This window comes from Ensifer sp. R1-3, from assembly GCF_056739175.1.
Genome location: NZ_CP096517.1, coordinates 369,500 through 395,872, shown reverse-complemented (window position 1 = coordinate 395,872; position 26,373 = coordinate 369,500). Strand labels below are relative to the sequence as shown.

Here is a 26,373-nt window from a genome sequence, read left to right as displayed (position 1 = left end):
CCTTCATCGCCAATGCAATGCACATGCATGACAAATTCTAGAGCCGCCGCAACTGTCTCATGCCGCATTCACACCGACTCGGGCCGGCGACAGCGTGCCGGTGTGGCTGGGCCAGAGCAGCTTAGGGGCTTAGGCGCCATATGGGACCTTGAACGGGCGTTCCACGATACGGACTCATGCATAGTGCTCGCGTTTGCCTCACGATGCCGTTGACGCCTCTTTCGTGACGCAACCTTGAGCACGCCCCGGCTGGTTGCGGCAAATGACCGACTGCAGACCACAGTCTGCCAACGCAATCTCAAACCTGCTAACGCCGATGTCTTTCAGCATGTGCTGATCCGCGGCCAAAAGGGCGCGGGTAGTGGCCAAACGCCTTCTGTGGTTGAGAAGGTTTCTCACACCGGCTCGCAAAGCTGCTACCAAAACCCGCTCCGTCCCTCGAAACGGCAATGCCGCAACTGATGTCGCTGCCGTACTTTTCATATTGCTGCTCCACACTGTTAAGGAAGGGAGCGAAGCTGCGCGGCGCTCACTCCCCTTTAATTGCTGCCGTTCGAAGCGCAAGAGACGGCTGCCGAAAGTTTAGAGCCGTGCTTCGAGGATCAGGTTGAACGGCGTTTCCATCGCGCGCCGAAAACGGGTGAATCCGGCTTTGCGGAACACCCCGGCGAGCCTGCTTTCGCCGGCCTGCGCCCCAAGCACCATTCGACCGCCATCGGAAATCGCGTGGGCGCAGCAGATCGTGGTCGAGGCCGCGTAGTACATCCTGGCCACAGGCGAAATATTGTCTTCGACCCGATCATTGGCGAAAGGCTCGACGAGCATCACCGCGCCGTTCGGCGCGATCGCCTTGGCTGCGTACGTCGCGGCAGCGACCGGATCACCCATATCGTGCAGACAATCGAAGAAGCAGATCAGATCGTAGCCAGACCCGGGATAACTGTCCGCCGCAGCTTCCGCGAAGGTGACCCGTTCCGAAACGCCTGCCTCGGCAGCAACCTCGCAAGCCTCATCCACGGATTGGCGATGCGCGTCGAAGCCCCGGAACAACGAAGCCGGGAAAGCTTTGGCCATGAGCACCGTTGAATGCCCGTGCCCGCATCCGATATCCGCCACGAGTGCGCCAGCCTTGAGCCTTTCGCCCACGCCCTCGAGGGCCGGCAGCCATTCCGAGACGAGGCTTGCCTTGTAGGCATTGCGGTAGAAGCCGGCGACCCCGCAATAAAGTCGCCCGTCGTGATCGCCCCAAGCTACGCCATTGCCGGTGCGGAAAGCCTCCACCGCTTTGTCCTCGTCCGCCCACATCGACGCCGGGACAGCCCAGGCGTTGGGGATGAAGAGAGGACTGTCCTCGTCGGCAAGGACAAGCACCTGCTCCGGCGTGAGTTCGTAGGTGCCGCTCACCGCGTGGTAGAGGACGTATCCGCCGGCCACCTGAGAATTTAGCCATTCCCGAACATAGCGTTCAGCACAGCTCGGCGGACCGTACCCGAGTTCCCTCGCCCGTCCGATGACAAGCGAACATCCGCCAGGGCGACGGAGATCAGCAGCCAACTATGGCGGTAAGCGCCGGAAATTCCCTTCGGAAAGTAAAGTGCGTACAAAAGTATTACAGGGTGGAGTCTCGTTTGCATCAAAGGATTGAAACGCCGCCGGATCGTCCTCCGCCACGAATTCAAGGAGATCTCCCGGCCATATCGTCATTCACATTTTTTCGGCCAGTATTCGCCGACGAGTACGACAACCTCCGTCTGGGGACGTGCCTGGTACTTGGAATGCCTATTGTCACCGCGAGCGGCACCCTCGTCAGCCGCTCGTGCGGCAACAACACCGCTTTTGCGTGCCGCTTCGAGTCGAGCAGCTCCAAACCCCTTTCACGCGATGAATCGCGCAGAGCACACGGAATAGATGTGGAGACCGCGGAAGCCTCTGACCAGCTCTTGGGCCTCGGTCTCGCAGAGCGCATTCATGCGCGCCACGCCGAGCGGCTGTCGGTGCTTCCGAAGGACCCTACGCCTGATGCCGAGACTGGCACCCCTGAATGCCAGGGCAATTGCGGCGTGGTCGCCCAAGCTCGCCGACGCGGTGGAAGTGGTGCTACCGCAGGCGAATTGGCGGGCGGAATGATTTCGGAATGAGGGGCGGCTTGCCTCGGAATCTGAAGCTCAGAGCTTCGGTGTGGATTATTACGGATCGTTTTTGACACCCGGGACAAGTTCAAGTCTGCGCTGAATCTCCCGCAAAGCACGGGCAAGAGGTCGATATACTGCACGTCCCTCACCCGAAATCTGCGCCGCAAACAGACCGTTTTCGCAAGGCCGCTCGTCATCCCAGCCGAGATGAGAGATAATTGGATAAAGGCATATGCCCTCTACGGGCACTCCGGCGTCCATAGCGGCTCTGACCTCGGCGTAAACATAGGTTATCCAATCGGCGCGTCGTTCCGCTTCTATCCCCGTTTCCGCGACAAAGAGCGGTTTACCATATCGCGCATATGTTTCGATCAGAATTGTCCTGAGTGGCTTGTAGAGCGGATGATCAATATCGATCGGCCGCCCGCCGTGGATCCATTGATTGTTATGGTAGTAGTTCACGCCAACGATATCGAGGAACTTGTCAGCACCGCCAATCTGCGGCCAGAGCCGTCCCGCAAGCAGGTCCCAGCCCTGAAACTGGGATTGACGGTGGCCCTCAGCGGCGCGCCGCTCCCAAGGGCGCGACGGATCGGTTATAACATTGATCACCGGATCGCAGTGAACGAAGCGCGCTCTCGGTTCCACTGCAAGAATGGCTTCCATCGCCGCGATAGAAGCACGCGCCAGCTGAACCTTCAATTCGAAGCCGCGCCCATTGGCAAAAGGATTGAGGTAGCCGGCGTCGCCGCCGCCCCACGAGAAGAACGATATTTCGTTGACGGGCGAGTAAAATGGCACGGCGTCGCTTTCCTGCCGTACGACACTTGCCGCAGCACCCGCAAAGCGCGCGAAACGTGTCACAAAATCCGGAGTCCAGATGTCGATGTCGTCGGGCCAGCCATAATGCAACAGATCCCAGACCACCTGCGTCCTGGTCTCCTTCGCTGCCCTGAGCATCGACAGGAAACTTGACCAGTCGTACTTCCGGGGGACCGTCTCAATCCGGTGCCAGCGCAATCCGTCGCGCACGGTGCGGATCGCATGGCGAGCGAGCTGTGCATAGTCGCCCGCGGCATGGACATCATGCCTAGTCTCAGCGATCACATCCAGGCGTTTTCCGATAATTTCGCCCCCGCGTGGACGCAAGCGATGCGTGGAACACTCGAAGCCGCCCTGAAGAAAGGACTGGAATATGCCCGCGGGGCCCGACTTCCGCCTCTCGGCGACGGCCTTCTGGATGACGCTTTCCCACTGGGGCACTACGGCCGCCACACTGTAGTGGGTTTCCACCTTTGAACGCAGAGCCTGTCCGAGCTTTCTGCGCAAATCGGCTGACGCGATCAGCGTCTTCATCGCCGCCGCGACTGCGGCCGGGTCGCTATAGGGCACGAATATGCCCGACACCCCATCATCGATCTGCTGCAAGGCGCCGTTGTCAGGCGTCGCGATAACAGGCAAGCAGGCCGCGCCCGCCTCCGCTATCACATGCGGCATACCTTCGCCCTTCGACAACCAGGTGAAAATGTCGAAAGCCGACAGAAGCGCCTGAATATCCTTCCGGTCCCCAAGAAAAGTCAGCACATCGCCCAGCCCGCACGAAGCGACTAGCGACTGCAGCTGCACGGCGTAATCCGGCATAAACGCGTCCGGACCACCGACAATCACGAAACGCGCAGACTCATTTTCCGCATGCACAATCGCCGCTGCTTCGATGAAGTCCTCGACATTCTTCTTTGGATCGAGCCGCCCCACCCAGCCGATAAGAAGCGTATTTTCCGCCACACCAAGCGACGCACGCGTTGCGGCGCGCTGGGTAGCGTCGAACTCCGCCAGATCGACCATCGAGGGGATTTCGATCGCATCTTCTCCGCGCTCCGGCATGACCGAGGCAGCGGCGTCGCGTATAGATCGGCAGACGCCGACATAGCGGCTGGTGAAATGCTTCGGCCCTGCCAGCGCTTCGGACACAAGTCCACCATGCTCGATCAGCGGCGGTCGCAGATGGACACGCTCCAACGCCGGGTAAATATCCGCAACATTCTGACACGCCACGACGACGTCATATCCCGGTATCTTATTTGCAAGATAAGAAACCGTGTCATCGAACGACAGATCGTAAGGCGTCGTATCCACGTCGACACCGAGGGCCGTCAATTGTTCATGCGTCTGGCTGGGCATGTTGGGCTTGTGGAAACAGGCGACAACATCGATCCGGTAGCGAACTCGGTTGAGACTACGAGCCAGAAGTCGAACTTCCGTCTCCTCGCCCCCGACCACCAGCCATGCGAAGACGAACAGAATACGGAGTGGTGGCTCAAGCGGCCTCATCCGCTGACCTTGAAGACGATCTGCAGGAATTCCGGCCGGTTCTCCACCAGATCAGCGAGGAATTTTGGCCCATCGTCGAATGGAACGACATGCGTGATCATATGCTCGCGAATGAGATCTCCGTGGGTTTTTACGAGCTGGACGGTTTCCTCGGCAAGCCGCCGCCTGTTCCAATGCGGCGCCAGTCCTCTGGGTACGCGGTCGATCTGCGCGCAGCGGATGTTGAGGCCATTGTGATGAAATTCTTCGCCTAACCGTAACCGCTCGCCGCCGCCCTGATAAAAGGCGAGATCAATGACCGTCCCCTGCGGGCGTAGTGCCTTCAGCGCGACGTGGAGGCTCCACGGGTGCGCCCGTGTCTGAAACACCACATCGGCGCCGCGATCGCTTCCGCCGTTATGCCATCGCGTTTTGGCGTGCTGCCAGACCTCATCCTCGGTCATCGCAATCAGACCCATGCCCCGCGCCTTGTTCCGCCGAAACGCCGAAGGATCGGCAACGACGATTTCCGAGGCCCCCGCTTTCCGCGCAAATAGCGCCGTCATCAATCCAACAGTGCCTCCTCCAAGCACGACCACGTGACGCCCCGCAACGCCAACTCCGAGACGGGATACGTTGCTCCCCAGAGCCTCCGCATCAGCATGTAGAATGCCGTTGGCCGCGATAGGGCCCATCTGCGCTACGAAGATGCCGAGAACGGGATCGATTTCGGCTGGCAAGGGCACCAGTAAGTCAAGGAACGGATCGGCAGTATGGCCGCTTTTGTGCGCGTAGGTGGCGGCAACGACATCCCCTTCCTTGAAGCCGACCGCTTTCGACTCCGAGACGCGCGCCACTTCCATGTATCCCAGAAAAGGCACCGGGTAGTGAAGATCAGGCTCGTTCTCGACAAACACGCCACGCCCGCTATCGAAACGGGAGTGGAAGTAAGGATTGGTGTTCTTCATGAAGGTAAGTTCGGTGCCGGCGGAAAAGCCGGTAAAGAGCGTTTCCAACCGGACATGGCCGTCAGCGGGCGGACCCTCTTCATAGTCGAAGAAGAATGCTTTTCCAGGCCCTTCGATACCAAGAGAGCGGATGGCGCGGTGGCCTGGGGATAGGCCCTGCGAGGTCCCGGACGGCGGTTGATTCTGCAGCGTCGTCACGGCGTTGCGGACTATCACAGGCGGATCGAGCTTTATCGGCTCACCGCTGCGCGCCGAGAGTGCGACCGCGAGCGCGAGCCGGTGCGTCGCCAGCGCATCCGCGTAAGCACAGCGAATGTTATTATTGCCCCCGCGCACGGCGTCGACAAAATCGCGATCTTCCCGCCAGACGGGATCGCCCTCGGCATGCCGCACGGGTCGACCAGCACCCACATCGATCATGATGTCATGGTCAGTCAGCTCGATTGCAAGACGGTCGGCGAAGATGTTTAGTCCGACCCTGTGGCTCCAACCGAGAAGACATGTCGAGGAGATGTTGCCGATAACGCCGGACTGAAAGGTGAGGCTCGCAGTGGTCACCGCCGGCACATCAAGGCCCGGAAATTCGGGGCGGTCTTTGAAGCCGACACGGCCATACACGTCAGTGACTTCACCGATGAGGTATCGCGCCAAATCGATGATGTGGGTCGCCTGCTCAACCATCTGGCCGCCCGAGCGGTCGTTCTTCCACCACCATTGCGGCGGTGGCGTCTGGTCCAGCCAATAGCCCGAAAGAAGCTGAGCGGGATTTTCGGCCAGAAGCCGGCGCGCCTCCTCTACCGTATCGAGATTGCGCCAATGATAGCCGACAGCCGTGATCAGCTTTGCGGCTTCGATCGCGGCAGACAGTTCCTCTGCCAGCCCGATATCGAGAGTGATGGGCTTTTCGACAAAGAACGGGATGCGACGCGCGATCAGATCACGTTCGGCATCGCCATGGGCAAAGGGGGGAATACAGATATAGACCGCGTCCAGCGCCTCTTTCTCCAGCATCGCACTGTGGCTCTCGAACGCCTTCGCACCGAACCGCGACGCGGCACGCTCGGCGCGTCTGAAGTCCGGATCTGCAAAAGCAACGAGCGCCACGTCCTCGAAACCGGCGAAGATATCGAGATGCCGCTGGGCGATGCCCCCGACACCAATGAAGCCGACACGTGTCTTGTCCATGAAATACTGTCCTTGTTTATTCTCCGTTTGCTCGGGAAGAAATCGCCGATAAACAGCCGCGGTTTCGTCGGCCATTCGCTGCGCTGAAAATTCAGTGTGAAACCTGTCCCGGCCGGCCCGGCCGATCGTTTTTGCCCGTTCCGGGTCTCTCAGAGCGTCGATCAGGACGCGGGCCAATGAGGACGGATTTTCGCATTCGGCCAGGAACGGATGTTCCGATCCAAGCGCCTCGACGGTGCCGCCGATCCGGGTTGCGACGACAGGCAGTCCGATCGACATTGCTTCGAGCACTGCTAAGGGAAGCCCTTCAAATCGCGACGGCAGAACGAAAAGGTCGGCGCTGCCCATCAACTGGTCGACCGCGATGCGATGCCCCAGAAATTGGACATGCGGACCAAGCGACAGGTCTTCGACCAGTGCCCGAACAGCCTCCATTTCCTCCCCTTTGCCCACAAGAAGCAAAACGACCGACGGGTCCGCGGCTAATACTGCCGGCATTGCCTTGATCAGAGTGGCGTGGTCCTTCTGCTTAGAAAAGCGCGCCACCGTAATGAGGACGTTTTTTTTCTCGAGCCCAAGTGTGGCTTTGCTGCGGCCGGCAATATTCCGTGTGCCTAGCGGGAAGATTCCATTGCGGACGACCGTCATTCGGTTGCCATTGACCCCGTTGCTCTCGAAGCTGAACTTCGATGCTTCCGAAACAACAATATGATGCGCAAGAGCATCACTTTCGCTGGCATAGCGCTCCTTCTGCTCGGTATCGGTGAGCAGATAGGGAAGATGCTCGGTACGGATCACCGGGATGCCGCAGGCGACCCCTGCGCGCGCTATCTCATGCCCCTCCCAACCGATGCCAGCGTGGACGTGGAGCAAAGAAACGCCCGAAAACCCCAGCCAATGTTCGAACGACGCGTTATCATCGATGCCTTTGACCGCAATCCCGCAACGCGCAGCCCGTGTCAACAGGGTGGCTTCTATCCCATCCATGGCGGCAAGCGTCACGTCGAACTGGCCCTGGAGCGCCCGCCCGAGCGTCAGCATGTGTTCACCCATTCCGGATGGATCGACGCTGTCAGTCGCAAGCACTATGCGCAAAAGTGTGTTCATTGAGCGCTGGCAGCCATGGCGTTGCTCAGGACTGTCTTCACCATCCGCCGATAGGTTGCTAAAGCCTGACCAACAACCTGGTCCATATTGAAGTATTTGTAGGTTCCCAGTCGTCCGACAAACGTTACGTTCGCGCGCTGTCGTGCCAAGGCCTCATATTGCTTGTAGAGTGCCTGGTTTTCCGGTCGCGGAATCGGATAGTAGGGATCCCCGTCGGCACAGGCGAACTCATAGGAAATGCTGGTTTTCGGGTGGATCTGCCCGGTCAAATGCTTGTACTCGGTAACGCGGGTATAAGGCACGGCCTCAGACGGATAGTTTACGACGGCTACGGGTTGCATGCGACTGATATCATGGGTTTCGTGCTGGAACTTCAGGCTGCGATACGGCAGCCGGCCAAAGCGGTAACCGAAATATTCGTCGATAGGCCCTGTAAAGATCGTGTGCGCTGCCAGGTTGTCCCGGTGAATGTCGGTATACTCGGTGCCAGTCATGACAGTGATGTTCTCGTGATCCAGCATCTTTTCGAACATTTCGGTATACCCATGAAGCGGCATCGCCTGATAAGTGTCTAGAAAATACCGGTCGTCCGTATTTGTGCGCGTCGGCACCCGCGCCGTTACCGACTTGTCGAGCTGCGTGGGATCAAGCCCCCATTGCTTTCGGGTGTAACCCTCAAAGAATGCACGGTACAAATCACTGCCGATCTGTGCCACGACCACATCCTTCGACGTCACGATCGCACCGCACGGCTCGGCGCGGCTGGCCAGAAACAGCGCGGCTTCCGCCTCGTTCTTGAGGTCAAGACCGTATAGGGCGTTCAGCGTCGTTCTGTTGATGGGAACAGGCACTAGATGATCGCCGAGTTGTGCAAGTACCCGATGCTCGTAGGGTCTCCAAGCGGTAAACCGCGACAGGTAGTTGAGGACTACCTCGCTGTTGGTGTGGAAGATATGAGGTCCGTATCGATGAACCAGGATGCCGTCTTCATTGTGGAAATCATAGGCATTTCCGGCGATATGCGGTCGTCGGTCGCAAAGAAGCACGCGCTTGTTGCCATCGGATGCAAGTCTCTCTGCCAGGACCGAACCGGCAAACCCTGCACCGACAATCAGACAATCGTAAGCCAAAGAAATCGCGGCGCCTGATCTTTGAGGATGGCTTCTTTTGGGAGGCAGCTCAGGCACCATCCGCCGTCTCACAGCTTCATCCATGAGAGCATTCATCGCAAGGAACGTCTTGTCCCAAGATGACCGCGCAAGCACCGTATCGACTGATGCCAGCCAATCCGTGCCTGACCTTTTCAAGGTAAGCGCACTTTCGCATGCCGTAGCGAAATCATCGGCGTCTCCAGCCAGAAATACGCCACCCACATCACCGTAAAGACGCACCACATCGGTAATCCGCGTGCTGACAACTGGCCGTCCGGCTGCCAGATATTCCGGCGTCTTCGTGGGGCTGATGAACTTCGTTGCCTCATTGAGGGCAAACGGCATCAATGCCACATCCCATCCCGAAACATAGGCCGGCAGTTCAGTGTAACTCTTTTGACCGAGATAATGGATGTTTGGAGCCTTCGGCAGATCATCCCGCGAAATCTTGGAAATCGGACCGATAAAGATGAAGGAGAAGTTTGGTCTGGCTTTCGCCACTGCATCTATCAGGGCCAGATCGAGACGCTCGTCGATAACGCCATAATATCCGAACTTCGAGCCCGAAATCGTCCGTTGATCGGACGGTTCCTCACAGTTCAGCCGTGCGCTCTGAAAATGGCTTGCGTCGACACTCGATGGAAAAGGATGAATGTTAGCATGGAGATGGCGCTTCGCCTCGTAAAGGCTATGTCCTCCAGTGAATACCGCATCGGCCCGCACGATGAGCGCAGCTTCCGTTTCCTTCAATCGGAGCGGTGCAAATTTAAAATTCGCCAGTTCGTCCATGCAGTCATAAATGATTGCCGACGCATCCACATGGCTGGCGAAATCATACATCATCGGAGTGTAAAACCACAAAATTGGGCGTGTCGCGCCGCAAAGCCCGAGGAGATCATCCAGCAGTTTTCTCAGCGCCCGCTCTCGGTCGCCTTCGCTCCATCCATGCGGAACCCGGGGACGAACGGCCTTGACCGCCGTTCCGTCGAATGGATGAATTTCGAGATAAGCAAGATGATGGTCTGTCGGAATAAACTCCTCAAAGAAAAATACCTGCCGATCTTTGGCAAAGCGCTCCATCAGGTGTTGCGGGCGTTGCAACACAAAATCCCAGCGTAAGTGAGAGAAACAAATAAGGGGCGTGTTGTGGGCGGACACGGTGTGTGCCGCTTGAGAAAGCGAACTGGAGAGATTCATTGCACATCCGCGCTTGAGAGACGGATGCAAACTACGTTCTTATTGGTTTGTTCCGCGGCTTCCTTCAAAATATCTAATATGCTGAAAAATTCATCAGTGTTCTCAGCTTGCGCACCGAGTGCGGCCAGGTCCAGTTGTCGAGCACGGTTTGACGGGGCGAGAAATCGGAAAGCGTCGAGAGCATCTCGAGAATACCTTCGTGAAACGCTCCAGCTGCTGCGACGCGCCCAGTCTGCGGCGTAATATACTGAAGCCCGCACCGAAGCGCGCTGTTGGCAAGGACGGGCAATCCGGCAAGCATGTATTCGGTCAGGATCGCTGGCGCCCCATCATCGACGCCGCAAACGACGCCAATTTTGGCCTGGTTCATCAAGCGGTTTACCTCGGCAAACGGGACGCCCGGCGGACCGACGAAGTCAACGTTGATCTGTAAGGCACGAGCTTGCGCACGCAAAAGTTCGCTCATCTCCCCATAGCCAAAGACGCACAACGCCCGATGGGTGGGCGGGATTTTCGCCAAAGCTTCGAAAAGAATGTCGTGACGCTTGTAACTCTGCGCGGCTGCGACATAGATGACGTCATACGGCTTCGGGCTTTGGAACGGATAGAACATTCTGTCTGACGCGAATTCCGGACCGATGGGCAGGATGGCAGTTTTCATTCCGGGATGCCGGTCGGTCACCTCGTCTGACTGCCACTTAGCACCGGTGAGCACGAGATCGAAATGCCGGCTAATCTCAGGCGGGATACGCAACGCTGGCGCATCAATGGAATTGTAAATCAGGTAACTGCCTTTACAGGCGGCGAGTATGTCTTCGGAAACGCCAAGGCCCCATACGCAAAGAACGTCAGGCGGACCAAACGTAAAAATGTGAGCCAGCATGTCGTTTGATGCAACCGGTACTTCCGGACCATTCATCTGAAATGAACGTCGGAAGAGAGGTCGCACTTCCGCTGGATCTGTCTCCGGAGGATTGTCCCCGCGCCTATGTGTCCAAATCTCCACAGCATCGACTATCCCCACTTTCAAGCAGGCCAGAGGAAGACGTTCGATGTATCCGCCCTCTACCACAAGATCGCGATGTGCCAGTTCAATTGCCTTAGGCTGTTCATGCGCACGCTTTTCCCACTGCTTCTGGAAATCTCCAACGGAGGGTACCCGGGAGGCAAATGGCCACCCGGCCTGAGAATCGCTGATGACGACAAGCCGTCGATGTTTGGGATGCGAAGTCATGCTGTAGACGGAAGAATCGTGCCGTTAGTTCCTGTATGTAGGCTTTGAGAAACCCGCTGATGCGTAGTTTGATCCGCCTCGATTCTGATTCGTGAGAATCTTTGGCCTTCCGACGGTGGCCGCCGCCGGACCATAGCGCCGCACCGAAGCCGCCCTAGCCGTCAGACAGTTCAAGCGCACGTCAAGTCGCGGCGACCGGCTGTAACCGCCCATTGCGGGCATCCCAAGTAGCGTCCCAAGTTCCAAGCGATACATTATTAACTCCACACTGCCGTCTGGATGAATCCGGCAGCAAGCCCATCTCAAGAGATTCCACATTTCCTTCACGCGCTCCGGCCACCGCTTTATCATGGCCGGCGGACAGTCAGGCCGGCCTAGCAGTAGCCACAAGAATGGGGAGCTCAGGCACGCGCGAACGACTATCGACAGCGCCGCGGATCACTTTCTTCCGCCGGCGGCGCACTTCCACAAGGGGAGGCAAGGATTCACGCTTATTCTCACTAAACAAAAGTCTAGAAGGAGGTATCAATGGTTGTTCGCAGAAAAGGGAACGAAGACCCGGCCGAAGGCTCAAGAGAGACGATTGAACGCGAATTGGAGAGGCGCGATCATAGTGGCACCACGCCGTCCGATAGAAGCGATGAGATGGAAGAGCGCATTCGGAGGCGCGCCTACGAAATCTGGGAGCGGGACGGCCGACCCGACGGAGAGCATGACCGCCACTGGCATCAGGCGGAAAAGGAGCTCGAAGGAGAACGAGGAGCCAGCGAGAGCGGAGGAGATGGTTGAAGTGCGTCTCGCTTGCTGCACAATGCCGTTCCAAAGCTGCGCCGGCGTCGCGCAGCATACCCTGAGAGTGCGCTCACGCCTTGACTGAGGGGAACAGCGTGCTGCTGCCTGAAGCCATTCCAACGGTCCGCGATCGTGGCACTAATCACTCCAACTTCATCTTCGGCCGTGGGTCGCACCGCGCATGGCCGGATCCATATCGCCAGGCGTTGACCACGGACTACCGGGCGACGGCTACCAGAGCTTCCGTTCTCGCTCGCCAATCGTTTCTGCAAAGATCTCCACGGCGGACGCACTCTGCAGTTCACCGTCGGCAAGTTCGGCTGAGCGTCCGCCAACCCTCAGCTCAGATTAGGACGGGGCTACTTGTACTCACCACCGGCTCTGCCATCGGCGGCCTGTCGACATAACCAGTGACTTCCTGGAACGTTTTATGTTGGGGGAGCATTCTTTGCACAAAATACATAGGACCGGAGGCTTTCGTGAAAGACAAGACACGCAATCCGAGCGAGGACAAACGGAGCCTCCCGGTAAAGGGCGCGCAAAGAGCCCGACCCACGGCAGGACAAGGCCGCGACCGATCCCCATCCAGGCTCGGTTTCCGATGGCACCCATCCGGAGGCGAATGAGGTTAAGCGCTAATTGCGAGCGGCGGCAGGCGCTTCGTTCAACCAGCAGCGGCAATCTGTGACCATTGTGGCAGCCGGGTTAACGCGGGACGTTATCTCTCGCTCGCGCCTCTTCGATGGCTTTCTTGATCCACTGCCGCGCAAAATCATTGATCTTGCTAGCCATGCGCGTGGGCAGGCGGTTCATCCCGTGGGGTCCTTCCGGCACAATCAACAGCGTCGCGTTGTGGTTCGCATTCTGCCACTTATCATACATCAATAGACTATCGTCCAGGACCGGGTCGAGTTCACCGACAATAAAAAGGGCCGCCGGCAAGCCGGCAAGGTCACAAAACAGAGGCGACAGAGAGGGGATCGGCGCTGCGCGTCGTCCATTCCCGAGGTCAGTCGCATGAGATTTTGAAGGGCGGACGGACCATGCATGATTAGCGCTTCGGCTGAAGAGTTCCTGAGACTCGGAGTGCCTGCCATGTCGTAAGTGCCGTAGAATAAGACCGCGCCCACGACGGAGGATAGATCGGCCTGCCCGTCGGACAGCGCCGTAAGCGCGCAAGCCGCAAGATGGGCTCCCGACGATTCGCCCCCGAGGATCACTCGATCCACTCCAAACTCGCTCCGCATGTTTTCAAGTATCCACCCCGTCGCGGCAAGCGCGTCTTCTATGGATGGGCGGATCCAATCATCGCGCGCCAACCGGTATTCCACACTCGCGACGACCGTCTGGCATTCCGCCGCGATCGCACTGTTTACTCGATCGTTGAAGCGGGCATTGCCCATCACCCATGCACCACCGTGGAAATCCAGGTAAATGCCCTTGCACTGCCCCTTCGGTTGGAGCACGCGGAGTTCTACATGATGACCTTCCCAGCATATGACACGCTGCGAGGTGTTCACGCTCGGGCAAGTTGCGCCTGCGCTCGAAAAGGCTTGCGCTGCGCGCAGCAGAGCATGCAGCAGCAGGGACTGCCATCGGCGATGCGGCTTGAAGCGCGGCGTCCAGTCGAGAACCCTGTTGAAACGTGCCGCACTTAATCGATCGCTGATCGTCAGCGATATCGCATCAGGTCCGATGATCGTCATGTCGACGGTAACCTTTTTCGGCTATTGCGAGCTACCAAGCGAAGACGTCTCTCTTGAACAGGATCTTCGCTCCATCGTTCACTATGGTCAACTCGATGTAGCTAACCAGCCGTATTGCGGGAGATGCGGGCACTCTCGCGATACGGCTATTCTTAGGCCGAATGCTTCGCCAGACTCTAACCATCACCTATGCTGATGAGGCACGCCCGTATGCCGCCCACCATATTGTTCGTCGAGTTCTTTGATAATGGTCTGGCCCTTCTTGCGATCCACCAGTTTTAGAAGCTCGTCCAGCTTCGCTTCCACTCGATCGGAGCCCTCCTTCGACTGCGGGGATCCGACGAACAGCAGGAAGGCAAGGCCACCAACCTGCCAGAGCAACTGCAGGAATTCCGACTGCCAGTTTTCGAGCGTGTCGCGCGACATCTCAATGATGTAACCGCCCGAATCTGCCGGTTGCCGAAGAGCACTCTGCTCGTCGACGTAGGCAAACCAGCCGAATATCCAGTGGCCGACGACGGACAGGATGAAAAACGCGAATGTGATCCAGGCATAGCTATAGGCTCGCCAGATGGATTGGGTTTTTGGTTCAATCATTGGGGACGCCTTCCTGCTGTGCGCATCCAACTCTGCTCGCGCCAAGATGGCCGCGCGGATGAAATCACCGGGGAAATTCAACGATCCCGCAGGAGCTTTTTTCCTCTAGCCCATTCGAGCTTTGCGTGGCCAACAGGAGTAAGTCCCGCTATTGCCCAGCCAACTTCTGGACATGTTCAAGGTGACGCTGAACAACCGCAGACGCCTTCGTCGCGTGCGCCTTCAGGGGCTCGCTGTCGCCGCTTTGGGCGTAGCTTTGCATGAGCTTCAAAGCCTCCTGGTGGGCCAAGAGCTGGGCTTCGATGTAAGCCTTGTCGAAGGTTTCGCCTTGCGCATTCTGGAGTTTCTGCAATTGTGCGGCGTGCCTGTCGATCATCTGGGTCGGAACAGTGACTTTAGCTTCGCCGGCGGCAACCTTCAGCTCCTGGCTCGCCTTTGTGTGGTCGGCGACCATCATTTCAGCAAACTGCTGAACGCTTGCCTCCTTGCTGTTCTTGGCTGCGAGCTGTCCGGATTGCACCTCGAACAAATCGGAACTCGCAGCCATAGCTACGAACTCCTCCGACGACATTTGTTGCGCGTAAGCGTATGACGCGCCAGCTATCAGCGCAGCGGCGATGGCGATGTTGATCACTCGCATGGTTACCTCCGGGCTTTGCGTGCGAAGAATGCTCCAACCCCAGAAGAGGAATGATGTTCCCCGCCTGCGACACTCTTCGATTCGCTGGGGCTGCGGCCGCGCGAGCGAGCCCACCTCGAAGAAAGCGGACGTTCGGCCGTAGCTGCCGGTCTGCCGCCTTCGGAAGCGACCTTCAAGAAGATATATCAATGTCGCCGGCGCACGGAAGCGCTCTTCATCGAAACCGGAGCGTGATTGCGGCGAGCCTCCGCGAATGGCATGGACGCCTCTATGCAGGCGTCGATGAAAGATCGCCTTGCGACCTCGGCCGTCTGAAGGCTCGACAGCGCGGCACGGCAATCTCTGACGGCACGATGGAAGCGCCTTCCATGATTCGGCCACTCGTGTTCGAGGAAGTCCAGGGCGTCGTAAGGACCGCAGAATCGTCGTTCTATGCCATTTTGGAGTTTTACCGAGAGGGGTACGCGCCAGGGGATCTCCTTCATTGGAACCTCCCATAATGTCCTGCTACCCAACCGGCGAAGAAACGTGTCGGTTCCGTCATCTGGGGCCGCATTTCAAAGGAAACTGGAGGTGAACCTCACCTCAGCGAAATTCGCGCTTATCGCCCAAAAAATACTGCCGCGACTCGACCACATAGGGTCTCGCGTGCTGCAAGAACGCCCCTGTTTCGCCAGGCTTTTTGTTGGAGGCGTACAAATCATCCCGCGCTGTCACATCAACGCTGATTTCATGCTCGGGGTTTTGCGGCCTAAAGCGCCAAAAAGAGGATTGTCCAGGCGGCCTGGTGTCTTCGCTTCTCAGGGGACCGAACCACAGCAGAACCAATGCCGCCTCGAGCGGCAGGGCCATGACAACGATGAGCACTACGCCTCCCATTGGCCCCTTCGAGACGGCTTCGTTAGTGTTTGGCGGTCATTCCTTGCTGATCGCGTTCGAGAAACTGCGGGTGATAGTGGCAGCATGTTCGTCGAGCCACTGCGCCATAGTTAGTTCCTGCTGCAGGATCGCGTCGCACACGCGTTTGGTCTCCTGATCGCCGGCATGCTCCGCCGCGGCGATGAGGATCTTATAGCTGGCGATTTCCATCTGCTCGAAGGCGTAGCTGGCGAGTGACCCCCTTGACGACCTCGTCGTTGACGAACAGTCCGCTGAGGCCCTGGCCGAAGGGTCCAATCCTCCCGGTGATATCCTTGATAGTGGAAGCACCGCCGATCCGTTCCAGACAACGATCAAGCATGACGATCTGATCGCGGGTTTCCTGAAGGTTGTCGGTCCGTGCTTTTACGCCGGGATAGTTTTCCAGCCTCACGGACTGACTGGTGAGGATTGTGACTGTCTGCTCTTCCATGGCGTGCGCGTCCCTGAGTCAGGCATGCAGATGGTCGGCCGGTGTGCCCATTGTCCCTTCCTTCGTCCTCATACTTCATCTTTCCAGAGACGTAGAATCTGAGGTTTCCGGAAAGGGCCGGGACAGGGGCATTCCAACGAGCTGAGCGACAATCAAAGGTCTGTTTCGCCGATGCGGGAACATCCTCCTCTTTGCTCCGTCTTCCGGGGGCGGATTCCCACGATCATCGGAACCCGCACGAGGAGGCTACCATGGTGACTCCCAAGGAACTGGAAGACCGTATTCGTGTGCGCGCCCACGAGATCTAGGAGCGCGAAGGCCGGACTTATGGAAATCACGAAGGCCATTGGCACCGGGCGAAGGAAATCGAGGAGGAGGAGCAGGCCGGACTTCCAAAAGACAACCACCGGAAAGCACCATCGCGGCGCTAGGTTTAGCCTAGGGTGGGCGCCCGCGGCGATCAACTCTGAGACGAGTAACTGTTGGCCGACTGTACGTCTTGCCTCGAAGGAACAGAGCAGCGGCTGCGCGACTGCCCGGGCCGCAATTCTTGAACGGGCGCGAACGCACAGGACAGCACGGCAGACAAGTTCCATCACAGCCCGCCCGGCGTTGCCCCGCCAGCATATTGCGGTGGCAAGCAATCAACCACTCCTGCAAATCAGGGCTGCCTGTACTCACCGTCCTTTCGTTCGGCGGCGGGTCTCTCCACGTACGTCCCTCCCGCGGGCACGGCTACACGATCGAAATTCGCGGCGAGCCTATGGAGTGCGTCACGCATCTGCGCGCCCTGCATCGCAGGGCCGTGACCGGTGATCACCCTCTTGGGCTCAACCGAGGCGAGCAGTTCGACCGAACTGCGAGCGTCGTCCCAATTTGTCGTGTAATACATCGGGGCCCGTGCATCTCCGGCTCCTGCACTGCCACGGCATAGGCGGACTCCTGCCGGGTCGTTATGAAGGCATCGCCCGCGATAATCGTTCGGTCCGCCTCCCTCCAGAGCGATACGTGGCCGGGAGTGTGTCCGGGAGTGTGAAGCCAACGCCAGCCCGGCATGTGCGGGACGCTGCCGTCGTCCGCCAAGGTTTTCAGCCAACGGCTCACGTCGACGGGCCCGCGCGGATAAAGCGGCGACAGCATCGACATAAGGCCGCCGCCCACGGAGGGGTCCGGCGGAGGATAGGCCGCGCTGCCGTCGAGATAAGGTCGCTCAAGGCCATGTGCGTAAATAGGAGTCTGCCACCGGTCGGATAGCTCCTCGAGAGCGCCGACGTGGTCGAAATGTCCATGCGTCATTACGATTGCGGCTGGACGTGACTTTGGTCCGAAACGTTCCTCGGCCGCCCCGGTAATCAGGCCGGTCGTTCCGATGACGCCGGCGTCGATCAGAACCCACTCGCGGTCGCCGGCGCACGGTCTTCCGAAAAAAACGACATTGACAATGCCAAGACGCCGGTAAGCGAGGTCGGAGCACAGCTCCTGTGTGCCGTACCGTGCCGCGCTGCTCTGCGGGTTGTCGGCGCGACCATTTGGATCGAGCGGTATCTGCTGCGCCATCTCCCTGCCTCCTTCCGCTGCCTGGAGGTGCCGAACCATCGCCGATGAGATTGGTTCCGAAGCTATCGGAGGGTGGGGCTTAGGCGCAGTTTGTCCAGGGGAGTCGAGAAGCCGAAGTGCTCGCCGCAAAACTGTTTGATGCCTATCAATCTGGTATTCGTCAAGAAACGGGCCTGACGTCTGCAGGGCTATGGGGGCGGTCCCCAGCCGTGTTCCCGCCTTGCCGACCGTAGTTGGAGCCCTATCCTTCATCGCTGTTGATGCAGGAAGGGCCATGCAGATGCAGCTATCGCGCAGAGGTATCTTGGTAGCGTCGGCAGTGTTGCCCGCGATCGCGCACGCCTCACTCACTCTGGCCGAGGAGGCCGCTATGGCGAAAAAAGTCGTACTGCTCGGTGATTCGGTACTCGACAACGGCGCCTATGTCTCCGGTGGTTCAGACGTCTTGGAGCAACTTGTTCACCGCTTGCCTGACGGGTGGTCTGCCATGCTACTCGCATCTGATGGCAGCCGGATGGGCGATGTGCGCCTGCAATTACAGCGCCTGCCGGCGGACGCGACCCACCTTATCGTGAGCATGGGCGGCAACGACGCGCTCGGCGTTTCCGAAGTGTTGAATGCACCCGTCCGCTCTATCTCAGAGGCGCTGCTGAGGATGGCGGCTATACGAGAAAGCTTCTGCTCGAATTACCTGTCCACCCTAGACGCCACTCTTGCTGCAGAACTTCCGACGGCTATCTGCACGATCTACGACGTGCGGTATCCGGACGCCGATCAGAGGCGGATTGCCGTAACCGCACTGTCGATTCTCAATGACTGTATCACGCGCGCCGCCGCAAAGCAGCGAGTGGCCGTGATCGACCTCCGCGTCATCTGCAACGAGGATAGCGATTTTGCCAATGCAATCGAGCCCTCTGAAAAGGGCGGCAGCAAGATCGCTGCCGCCATCGTCTCTTTCCTGACCCAAGTTCCGGCGGGCCGCGCCGAGCTGATCACGCGATGAGAACCTCAGCGCCCCTTGCCGTGCCGGCGTTCCACTCGATACAACCATGGCCCGCGTCAGCCCACTAGAGGGTGCCGGAAAGTGAGCAAACCGAACTATCGTGACATCGCCCGCCATGCGGGCGTAGGGACTGCAACGGTCGAGCGTGTCCTGAACGGGCGCGGAGGTGTTCGCCCGGAACTGGTCGAGAAGGTGGTCGTTGCCGCGCGCGCACTGAACTACCCGCGCACGCTTCCCGACGCCCATCGAGGATTGCTGCGCATCGAAGTGCTGCTGGTCCGCCCCGAGACGACCTTCTATCGACGGCTTTCGAAGGCGTTCGAAAGAATTGCCTACACCCTCGATCCTTTGGTGGTCGTACACCGCAGCTTCGCCGAAGAGATGAAGCCGGAAGAGATTGCAAAGCGGATCCTGTCCGCGGACCTCACCCGCGCCGGTCTGATCCTTGCCGTACCCAGCAGTCCGGTAATCGGCGCGGCCGTGGAGGCGGTCGTCGAGAGAGGCCTGCCGGTCGTCCATGTCGTGACCCGAGCCTCCGTAGACAAGGGGGAGTTCGTCGGCATCGACAACTACGCGGCCGGGCGGACTGCGGCTCACTTCATCGCCCGCATGGCGCGGGCAGAGGGGCCGGCCGTTGGACTATGCCATCCTATCTATCAGGTACACCGCGATCGCATCCGGGGGTTCTCCGACTACTTTCGCGACAACCCCGGTCCCATTGCCTTCGAATGGCTCGGCTTCACTCGCGACGAAGAACACTACAGCGCCGAAACCCTGTCCACTGCACTTGAAATCTATCCGAACCTGGTCGGCCTCTATAATGCGGGCGGCGCGAACTCCGCTCTGATCGATGTGCTCCGGCGTCATCGACGCGGCCGGGATGTACTGTTCGTCGGGCACGAACTGACCGAATACACGCGCGCCGCCCTGCGCGAGGGCATTATGGATGTCGTGTTGGATCAAGCGCCCGAGGCCCAGGCCCAGCGTGCGCTCGATCTGATCCTGCGTCGCATCGGCTTGACGGCGATCGAACCGGATTACGCCCCCATTCGCTTCATCACCATCACGCCCGAAGGCCTTTGATCTAATTAGATCAAAGAAGGTCTCGAAGCCTGGAAAGCCTCCTGCTAACTTCGCGGCAAGGAGGAGAGCTTGAGTTACAAGAGCAGCGCACCGGATCACGGCGCGACTGCATCGCTCCTTCCGCCGTAAAAATTCGAACGGGCGCGGGACCTTCAATCCACGCCCGAAGGAGAGCGCTATGGACGATCTCAAATATGGAACGCGCAACAAGCGCGGTGACTGGGCGCCGAACCAGCCGGTCAAAACCGCCCCCCTATTCGCCTTTCCGCCGCGCCTCAAGGCAGTCCTGAAATGGCTGCCGCACTACATCTTTCCTTGGAACATGATCTTTGCGGCCTCGGCAGTGGCCTACTGGGCCTGGGTGATCCCGCCGGTGGAAAGGCTGCAGACACTCGGCATCGAGTGGATCGCGTGGCTTTACGTGGTGAACGCGATCTCGGTGTTTCTATTCTACGGCGCTTTCGAGCTGCATCTCTATGTCTTGAAACGGCAGGAAAACCGCTTCAAGTACAACGGCAGGTTCCCGGCCGATCAGAAAAGCAAGGCATTCTGGTTCGAAAGCCAGAACCTCGACAACCTCCTGCGTACATTCCTCTCGGGCGTGACCATCTGGACCGCAGTCGAGGTCGCGATGCTGTGGGCCTATGCCAACGGTTATGCGCCCTGGCTCGACTTTGCGGAAAATCCCTGGACGCTCGCGTTGGTCGCGCTGGTGGTTCCGATCATCCACGAGTTCCATTTCTTCTGCATTCACCGGCTCATCCACACCCCTTTGCTCTACAAGTGGGTGCACTCGGTCCACCACAATTCGGTCAACCCTTCGCCCTGGTCCTCGCTATCGATGCATCCGGTCGAGCATCTGCTCTATTTCGGAACGGCCTTCTACCACCTGATCCTGCCCTCCAATCCGGTGCTGATGCTCTATCAGCTTCATTACGCGGGCTTCGGGGCCATTCCCGGCCATGTCGGCTTCGACAAGGTGGAGATCGGCGAGGATAAACTGGTCGATAGCCACGCCTATGCTCACTACCTGCACCACAAGTATTTTGAGGTGAACTACGGCGATGCCCTGATCCCGCTCGATAAGTGGTTCGGCACCTGGCACGACGGCTCCGTGGAGGGCGAGGCGCGGATGCAGGAACGCTACCGCAGGAGGAAGGAAAAACTCGCGGCCCGCAAGGCGCGCGTCGGAATGGGGGAGGCTGCCGAATGACCTTGGTTTCAGTCTGCAAGCTTGACGATATCGAGCAGGAAGGGGCCATCCGCTTCGACCACGGCGGACGCACCTACGCTATCTATCGCGGTCCGGACGACAGCGTTTACTGCACCGCAGGGCTCTGCACGCACGAGGCGATCCATCTCGCGGACGGACTGGTCATGGATTTCGAGGTGGAATGTCCCAAGCATTCCGGCGCCTTCGACTATCGCACGGGCGAGGCCATCCGGCTTCCCGCCTGCGAGAACCTGAAAACCTATCCGGCGGAAGTGATCGACGGAGAGGTTCGCGTGGCGCTCGCTTAGCGGCGCGTCATCGGCTGGGCCGCACCGGCCTCCGGGATGAACTGGTGGACCGGCACCCGATGGGAGGATGAGATGAAAACAAGTTCTGTGGCGGCTGTCCTGGCCGCCCTGATGGCGGGTACCGCATCGGCCGAGACGATCGGCGTGTCGATGCAGAGCTTCGACAACAACTTTCAGACACTGCTGCGCGAGGGGCTCGATGCAAGAGCTTCCAAGGTGAGCGGGGTCAATCTTCAGATCGAGGATGCTCAGACAGACATTTCCAAACAGCGCAGCCAGATGGACAACTTCATCGCCTCGGGGGTGGACGCAATTATCATGACCTTGGCGGACACGTCAGCCGGCCCGGGCATAAGCGAGGCTGCGAGCAAAGCAGGGATTCCGCTCGTCTACCTCAATCTCGAACCGGAAAATCTCGATCGGCTCCCTGAGAAGCAGGTCTATGTCGGTTCGAAGGAGACCGACTCGGGAAGGCTCGGTGCGGAGGCCGCCTGTGAGCTTTTGAAGAAAAATGGCAAGATGAGCGATGCGCAGGCCTACATCTTGATGGGCGATTTGGCTCACCAGGCGTCGCGCGATCGCACCGCGTCGGTCAAGGAAACGCTGGTGCAAGGCGATTGCAAGGGCGTGACCATCGCCGACGAGCAGTCCGGCGCCTGGACGCGCACCAATGCGATGGACCTGACCACGAACTGGGTCACCGCCGGTCGCCCGATCGACGTGATCTTTGCCAACAATGACGAGATGGCGATCGGCGCGATTCAGGCGCTCAAGGCCGCGGGGATGTCGATGGGCGATGTGATCGTCGTCGGCATCGATGCGACCCAGGATGCGCTTGCGACAATGGCGGCGGGCGATCTGGACGTGACGGTATTCCAGAACGCCAAAGGACAGTCAGCAAGTGCGGTGGATGCTGCCGTCGCGCTCGCTCGGGGGAAGAGCGTCGACAGGGAGGTTTGGGTGCCCTTCGAACTCGTGACGCCCGAGAACATGGACCAGTACAGCCAGAAGAACTGATCCCCCTGACCGGCGCACTGCCCTGTATGCGCCGGTTCATCTTCACGTGGAGAATGCGATGGACGGTATCTTCATCATTGGTGCCGGGGAATGCGGCACCCGAGCAGCATTCGCGCTGCGCGAAGAAGGCTACTCCGGATCGGTCACGCTGATCGGAGCCGAGCCCCATCTGCCGTATGAACGGCCGCCGCTGTCGAAGCCCATGAGCGGTGCGGTGCAGATGAAATTGATCTGCGCGAAGGAAGCGCTGGAGGCGGCCGGCATCGACTATCTTCAGGGTGTGTCGGCCTCGAAGCTGGACGCCGGCGCCGGAACCCTCACCTTAAGCGACGGGCGGGTGTCGGGGTACGAGAAGCTGCTCCTCGCCACGGGCGCACGTCCGAGACGGCTCGCATGCCCAGGCGCGGAACTCGCGCTCGACTTCCGCACCCATGCCGACGCCGCGGCGATTTTCGCCAGTATTGCTCCAGGGCGAAGCGTTGCGATCATCGGCGGCGGTTTGATCGGAATGGAGCTCGCGGCGGTGCTTCGCGGAAAAGAGGTCGCGGTCAGCGTGATCGAAGCCGCGCCGAAACCTCTAGGCCGGGCGGTCCCTTCGCGCTTTGCAAAAAAGCTCGTTGCCAGGCATGCGGCCGAAGGCGTGCGGTTCCATCTAGGTCAGGGCGTTACGGCGATCAGCGGCGATGGAGTAACCCTGACCGATGGCAGTAAGGTGCCCGCCGATCTTATTGTCAGTGCCATCGGCGTTTTGCCTGAAACCGCGCTGGCGGAGGCGGCCGGACTGGCCACCAAGAACGGAATCCTAACCGACGTTCGTCTCCGCACCAGTGCACCAAACGTTTTCGCCGCAGGCGATTGTGCGGCGGTGGCGCAACCAGGTGGCGGACACACTCGATTTGAAAGCTGGCGGAACGCGAGGAGGCAGGCCGAGACCGTCGCCCGGAACATGGCCGGTGCCACCGAGACTTTTACCTCCATCCCGTGGTTCTGGTCCGATCAGTACGACCTTGGGCTCCAAGTCGCAGGGCTCCCGCAGCCTGCGCATCAGAGCGTCGTCCGTTCAGTCGCGGCCGGCGAGCTTGAGTTCTACCTGGACGATGGGCGCCTTGTGGCTGCGGCGGGGCTTGGCATCGGCAATGGCTTGGCCAAGGACATCAAGCTGGCCGAGATGTTGATTGCCTCTGGAACGAACCCGGACCCCGCAGCACTGGTCGACCCAGGCTTGAACCTCAAGGCGCTGTTGAAGAGCGCACGGGCGGCATGATGCAAAAGCTGCTGACTTTCCAGTCGCTCTGGGCCATGGAACGCCGGCACACGGACGGGCACGAACGCAGTCTCGATGAAAACATCGAAGCGATTTCGGGGGCTGGTTTCGATGGGTTCAGCGCTCACTATCCCAGTCGACACGATGTCGTGCGCCTCAACGAGGCCATTCGCGGCAGCGGCCTGAAGGTCGAAGGCGTCTGCTTCCCGCTTCCGTCGAGGAGCTGCGCCTACCGCTGGAGCTTGCCGCGGAGTTCCCGGTAAGCCACATCAATCTCCAGCCCGACATCCGCCTCCGCCGGATCGACTGCCTGCCGCTGCTCGACGGGTGGATGCGGCTGGCCGAAGATGCGGGCATTCCGGTGTTCATCGAAACGCATCGAGACCGGATGACTACGGACCTGTTCTTCACGTTGGATCTGCTGGACTACAGGCCCGATCTGCCGCTTATGGCCGATCTTTCGCTTTCCTGGTCGGCCGCGATTTTGCCTTTCCGGTTGATGCGGAAAATCACGCAATGATCCAGCGCATCCTCCGGAATGCTGAGGCTTTCCATGGTCGTGTCGCGTCGCGCAAGCAGGTGCAGATCGAGATCTCCTTTCCGCATCACCGTCCCTGGGTCGATCTCTTCTTGGACTGGTGGAGCTACGGTCTTCGGAACTGGCGGTCCCGGCGCGCCGGATGACGCCGAGCTGGTCTTCACCTGAGAACTCGGTCCCAAACCACGTGCGATCACCGGGAGGGACGGCCACGACACGACCGACCGATGGGCGGAGGCGCTGCTGCTCCGGCAGATGGCGCGCGACCTATGGACCGCCACTGCCGAGCCGGAGCAGGCCGGCGGCGGTCGCGATTAGGTCGACCATTCCCTTTGAGGGCATCGGCAACGTCAACGTCATCCGCACGCGGATGGTGCAGTCCGTCATCATCGGCGTGGCCGGTGCGGGACAGGAGATTCGACGCGGCCGTTCCAGCTTGTAATGGGTCGGACATGGCGGCGGCGTCAAGGTCCGGAGCCAGCTGCCGGGCATGGCTGAGGAAACACCGCTTGCGCATCGAATGCGTCCTTCTCTCCGGCCAACACGCCACAGACGGTGACTGCCCGCCACCAAGCTGCGAAGTAGACGATGGATCTGGCGGCGCAGAAACGCAGGGAAGAATTCCAGCCCGAAGATCGTGGGTTCGACGCGCCCACGTCAAGGCCGAGCTTGCCAAAATGGATCCTCGGCAGACCAAAGCGGCCGATCGGAGCAGACGAGATCAATGTCCTGACATCTCGCCTGATAAAGCGCAAGCCAGAGCCGAGATTTGGCTCGCCAATGAGCGTTGCGCCCTGAGAGCAGCGTAGAACCGTGAGCGTCGCCAAGCGGGAATACGGCCGTTCCCTTGCTTAATTCATGAAGCTAGTTTCCGAAGACGCGCAGGCGCCAGTTCAGCTGCTTCCAATTTATGGGGCGGAGCAAGGAAGAGCGCCAGCTCGTTCTTCGAGAAAGCTCCCGCGCCGATTTCACGCAAACGCGAGGTCGACTCCACTGCCGGCGAGCTCGCCGGTACGCGGATCGGCGCCTCTGTTCAGCGCCCTGCATCGTAAAGCGGCTGCTAGCGCCAAGGCAAAACGGTTCGGGACAAACTTTTCACAATCGTAGACGATGAACGGTCCATGACGTCACCTCATGAAAAGGTCTGCAGTCTCCGGTCCGAGCCTTTGCTGCCGGGCCTCCCCGCATCTAGCGCAAGCAATGCCAGTTCGGCCTCGTCGAGCCGAGACGGGCGGCCATTTTCAGGCATGCCCTGGTCCGTTGCCCGGTCGATCAGATATTCGGTCCAAGCCCAGTCTCTAAGGATCGCGCGCTTCTCCTCGAGAGTGAGACGGTGATCGCCCAATCACGCCGAATGGGCTATCCCCCTCTCCGATACTTGCGGCCCCTTCTGGACGCGATCATCAGCCTTCGCGGGCGTTCCCGGCCCGGTGAACTCAACGGCGGTACCTGTGCGAGTGTGCTCCTCGACGCTGCGTCGCCCCCAGCCCTTCGGCTTGGCGTCATGCGGCCACTGGATGGCGTAGTTCAGTCCCTGCCTCTCGCAATAGGCAGTTGCGGCCTCCAGCGTGGGAAATTTCAGTTCCACCTGCGTCATCGGATCGTCACTCCCCGCCCACCCCATCAGCGAATCGATAAAGGGTGCACGGCGACGCTCGAAAACCAGCCGCCAATCCTTTGTGCCCGTCTTGCCGGACGTTGTGATCGATCGGCACGGCCGGAAGATGCGAGCGCTCAGATTGGATTCGAACGCTGCCGGTCCGAAAGAGTGGGAAGGCCATTGTGTCTCGGCGCCCAGCCTGAGGACGCTATCAATTTGCGGCGACGCGAGCTGCTCGGCGCTGAGATCCTCTATTGCTTCTCGCTTCCGATGCCGGGAGGGGTAGCGCGGGCGGTATCTTTGAGACAGCAGCGAGCTTCGGGGTATTGAACGTCGTTCAGGTCGACAGGGGCCAGTTGCCGGCCCAGATAATTCGAACATGTTTCTCATAGCCACATCCTCCATCGAGCAACATGGATA

General features: G+C 59.5%; 19 protein-coding genes and 6 pseudogenes. 10 read left to right on the top strand and 15 right to left on the bottom strand.

All coding sequences use genetic code 11. From position 1 onward, the window contains the following. Window positions 1-582: 582 nt before the first annotated feature. Window positions 583-1,476, bottom strand: a pseudogene (locus M1D43_RS26900) (class I SAM-dependent methyltransferase); the annotation flags it as partial. A 452-nt stretch (window positions 1,477-1,928) separates the two neighbouring features. Here M1D43_RS26900 and M1D43_RS26895 point away from each other — a divergent pair. Continuing rightward, window positions 1,929-2,100 (top strand): annotated as a pseudogene (locus tag M1D43_RS26895) (arginase family protein); the annotation flags it as partial. A gap of 86 nt (window positions 2,101-2,186) precedes the next feature. Here the strand turns inward: M1D43_RS26895 and M1D43_RS26890 are convergent. The 4 genes from M1D43_RS26890 to M1D43_RS26875 all read right to left on the bottom strand — a co-directional run bounded on the left by M1D43_RS26890 (window position 2,187) and on the right by M1D43_RS26875 (window position 11,284). Then, on the bottom strand, window positions 2,187-4,463 hold the full coding sequence (locus M1D43_RS26890) for a glycosyltransferase family 4 protein (RefSeq protein ID WP_127637985.1): 2,277 nt from the start codon (window positions 4,461-4,463) through the stop codon (window positions 2,187-2,189). Further along, window positions 4,460-7,702, bottom strand: a complete 3,243-nt coding sequence (locus tag M1D43_RS26885; protein ID WP_153443968.1) for a glycosyltransferase — start codon at window positions 7,700-7,702, stop codon at window positions 4,460-4,462. Before M1D43_RS26885 ends, M1D43_RS26890 begins: the two co-directional genes overlap by 4 nt. Beyond that, on the bottom strand, window positions 7,699-9,933 hold the full coding sequence (gene glf, locus M1D43_RS26880; RefSeq protein ID WP_017276576.1) for a UDP-galactopyranose mutase: 2,235 nt from the start codon (window positions 9,931-9,933) through the stop codon (window positions 7,699-7,701). The genes M1D43_RS26885 and glf overlap by 4 nt, the downstream gene beginning before the upstream one ends. 190 nt (window positions 9,934-10,123) lie before the next feature. Next, window positions 10,124-11,284 carry a glycosyltransferase family 4 protein gene (locus M1D43_RS26875; protein ID WP_026030081.1) on the bottom strand — a complete coding sequence of 387 codons (1,161 nt, stop codon included), beginning with the start codon at window positions 11,282-11,284 and terminating at the stop codon, window positions 10,124-10,126. A 528-nt stretch (window positions 11,285-11,812) separates the two neighbouring features. On the opposite strand from M1D43_RS26875, the gene M1D43_RS26870 reads away from it, so the two are divergent. Beyond that, complete coding sequence (locus M1D43_RS26870) at window positions 11,813-12,073, top strand: DUF2934 domain-containing protein (RefSeq protein ID WP_017276579.1); 261 nt, start codon at window positions 11,813-11,815, stop codon at window positions 12,071-12,073. Between the two features lie 708 nt (window positions 12,074-12,781). Here M1D43_RS26870 and M1D43_RS26865 read toward each other — a convergent pair. The 8 genes and pseudogenes from M1D43_RS26865 to M1D43_RS26830 all read right to left on the bottom strand — a co-directional run bounded on the left by M1D43_RS26865 (window position 12,782) and on the right by M1D43_RS26830 (window position 17,927). Beyond that, window positions 12,782-13,479: pseudogene (locus M1D43_RS26865) on the bottom strand (alpha/beta hydrolase). A 486-nt stretch (window positions 13,480-13,965) separates the two neighbouring features. After that, the gene (locus tag M1D43_RS26860; RefSeq protein ID WP_017276581.1) at window positions 13,966-14,379 is read right to left on the bottom strand and encodes a DUF6766 family protein; all 414 of its coding nucleotides are present in this window, start codon (window positions 14,377-14,379) and stop codon (window positions 13,966-13,968) included. 148 nt (window positions 14,380-14,527) lie between these two features. Then, on the bottom strand, window positions 14,528-15,019 hold the full coding sequence (locus tag M1D43_RS26855) for a DUF4142 domain-containing protein (RefSeq protein ID WP_017276582.1): 492 nt from the start codon (window positions 15,017-15,019) through the stop codon (window positions 14,528-14,530). A gap of 185 nt (window positions 15,020-15,204) precedes the next feature. Then, window positions 15,205-15,504 (bottom strand): DUF982 domain-containing protein, encoded by a 300-nt coding sequence (locus tag M1D43_RS26850; protein WP_017276583.1) that lies wholly within the window; start codon window positions 15,502-15,504, stop codon window positions 15,205-15,207. A 100-nt stretch (window positions 15,505-15,604) separates the two neighbouring features. Beyond that, entirely contained in the window at window positions 15,605-15,886 is a 282-nt protein-coding gene (locus tag M1D43_RS26845; protein ID WP_127637988.1) for a hypothetical protein, read from the bottom strand. 48 nt (window positions 15,887-15,934) lie between these two features. Continuing rightward, window positions 15,935-16,108, bottom strand: coding sequence for a DUF892 family protein (locus tag M1D43_RS26840; RefSeq protein ID WP_234834261.1), 174 nt, complete (start codon window positions 16,106-16,108; stop codon window positions 15,935-15,937). Continuing rightward, the gene (locus M1D43_RS26835) at window positions 16,089-16,370 is read right to left on the bottom strand and encodes a DUF892 family protein (protein ID WP_234844134.1); all 282 of its coding nucleotides are present in this window, start codon (window positions 16,368-16,370) and stop codon (window positions 16,089-16,091) included. The genes M1D43_RS26840 and M1D43_RS26835 overlap by 20 nt, the downstream gene beginning before the upstream one ends. 661 nt (window positions 16,371-17,031) lie before the next feature. Further along, window positions 17,032-17,927, bottom strand: a pseudogene (locus M1D43_RS26830) (MBL fold metallo-hydrolase). Window positions 17,928-18,297: 370 nt separating this feature from the next. Here M1D43_RS26830 and M1D43_RS26825 point away from each other — a divergent pair. The 8 genes and pseudogenes from M1D43_RS26825 to M1D43_RS26790 form a co-directional block, all read left to right on the top strand. After that, entirely contained in the window at window positions 18,298-18,930 is a 633-nt protein-coding gene (locus M1D43_RS26825) for a GDSL-type esterase/lipase family protein (protein WP_044558323.1), read from the top strand. An 81-nt stretch (window positions 18,931-19,011) separates the two neighbouring features. Then, complete coding sequence (locus M1D43_RS26820; RefSeq protein WP_127637989.1) at window positions 19,012-20,013, top strand: LacI family DNA-binding transcriptional regulator; 1,002 nt, start codon at window positions 19,012-19,014, stop codon at window positions 20,011-20,013. A 178-nt stretch (window positions 20,014-20,191) separates the two neighbouring features. Next, window positions 20,192-21,226: a sterol desaturase family protein gene (locus M1D43_RS26815; protein WP_017276589.1), complete on the top strand. Its 1,035-nt coding sequence runs from the start codon at window positions 20,192-20,194 to the stop codon at window positions 21,224-21,226. Further along, window positions 21,223-21,534: a MocE family 2Fe-2S type ferredoxin gene (locus M1D43_RS26810; RefSeq protein ID WP_017276590.1), complete on the top strand. Its 312-nt coding sequence runs from the start codon at window positions 21,223-21,225 to the stop codon at window positions 21,532-21,534. The genes M1D43_RS26815 and M1D43_RS26810 overlap by 4 nt, the downstream gene beginning before the upstream one ends. A 72-nt stretch (window positions 21,535-21,606) precedes the next feature. Then, window positions 21,607-22,551, top strand: coding sequence for a substrate-binding domain-containing protein (locus M1D43_RS26805; RefSeq protein WP_017276591.1), 945 nt, complete (start codon window positions 21,607-21,609; stop codon window positions 22,549-22,551). Between the two features lie 58 nt (window positions 22,552-22,609). Beyond that, window positions 22,610-23,815, top strand: coding sequence for an NAD(P)/FAD-dependent oxidoreductase (locus M1D43_RS26800; RefSeq protein ID WP_017276592.1), 1,206 nt, complete (start codon window positions 22,610-22,612; stop codon window positions 23,813-23,815). Further along, window positions 23,812-24,671, top strand: a pseudogene (locus M1D43_RS26795) (sugar phosphate isomerase/epimerase family protein). Before M1D43_RS26800 ends, M1D43_RS26795 begins: the two are co-directional and overlap by 4 nt. Before the next feature lie 13 nt (window positions 24,672-24,684). Beyond that, window positions 24,685-24,855: pseudogene (locus M1D43_RS26790) on the top strand (S-(hydroxymethyl)glutathione dehydrogenase); the annotation flags it as partial. A 466-nt stretch (window positions 24,856-25,321) separates the two neighbouring features. On the opposite strand, the gene M1D43_RS26785 reads toward M1D43_RS26790, so the two are convergent. Then, window positions 25,322-25,423 carry a hypothetical protein gene (locus M1D43_RS26785; RefSeq protein WP_234827283.1) on the bottom strand — a complete coding sequence of 34 codons (102 nt, stop codon included), beginning with the start codon at window positions 25,421-25,423 and terminating at the stop codon, window positions 25,322-25,324. Between the two features lie 275 nt (window positions 25,424-25,698). Further along, window positions 25,699-26,334 carry an NADH dehydrogenase ubiquinone Fe-S protein 4 gene (locus tag M1D43_RS26780; RefSeq protein WP_086023399.1) on the bottom strand — a complete coding sequence of 212 codons (636 nt, stop codon included), beginning with the start codon at window positions 26,332-26,334 and terminating at the stop codon, window positions 25,699-25,701. Window positions 26,335-26,373: the final 39 nt, after the last annotated feature.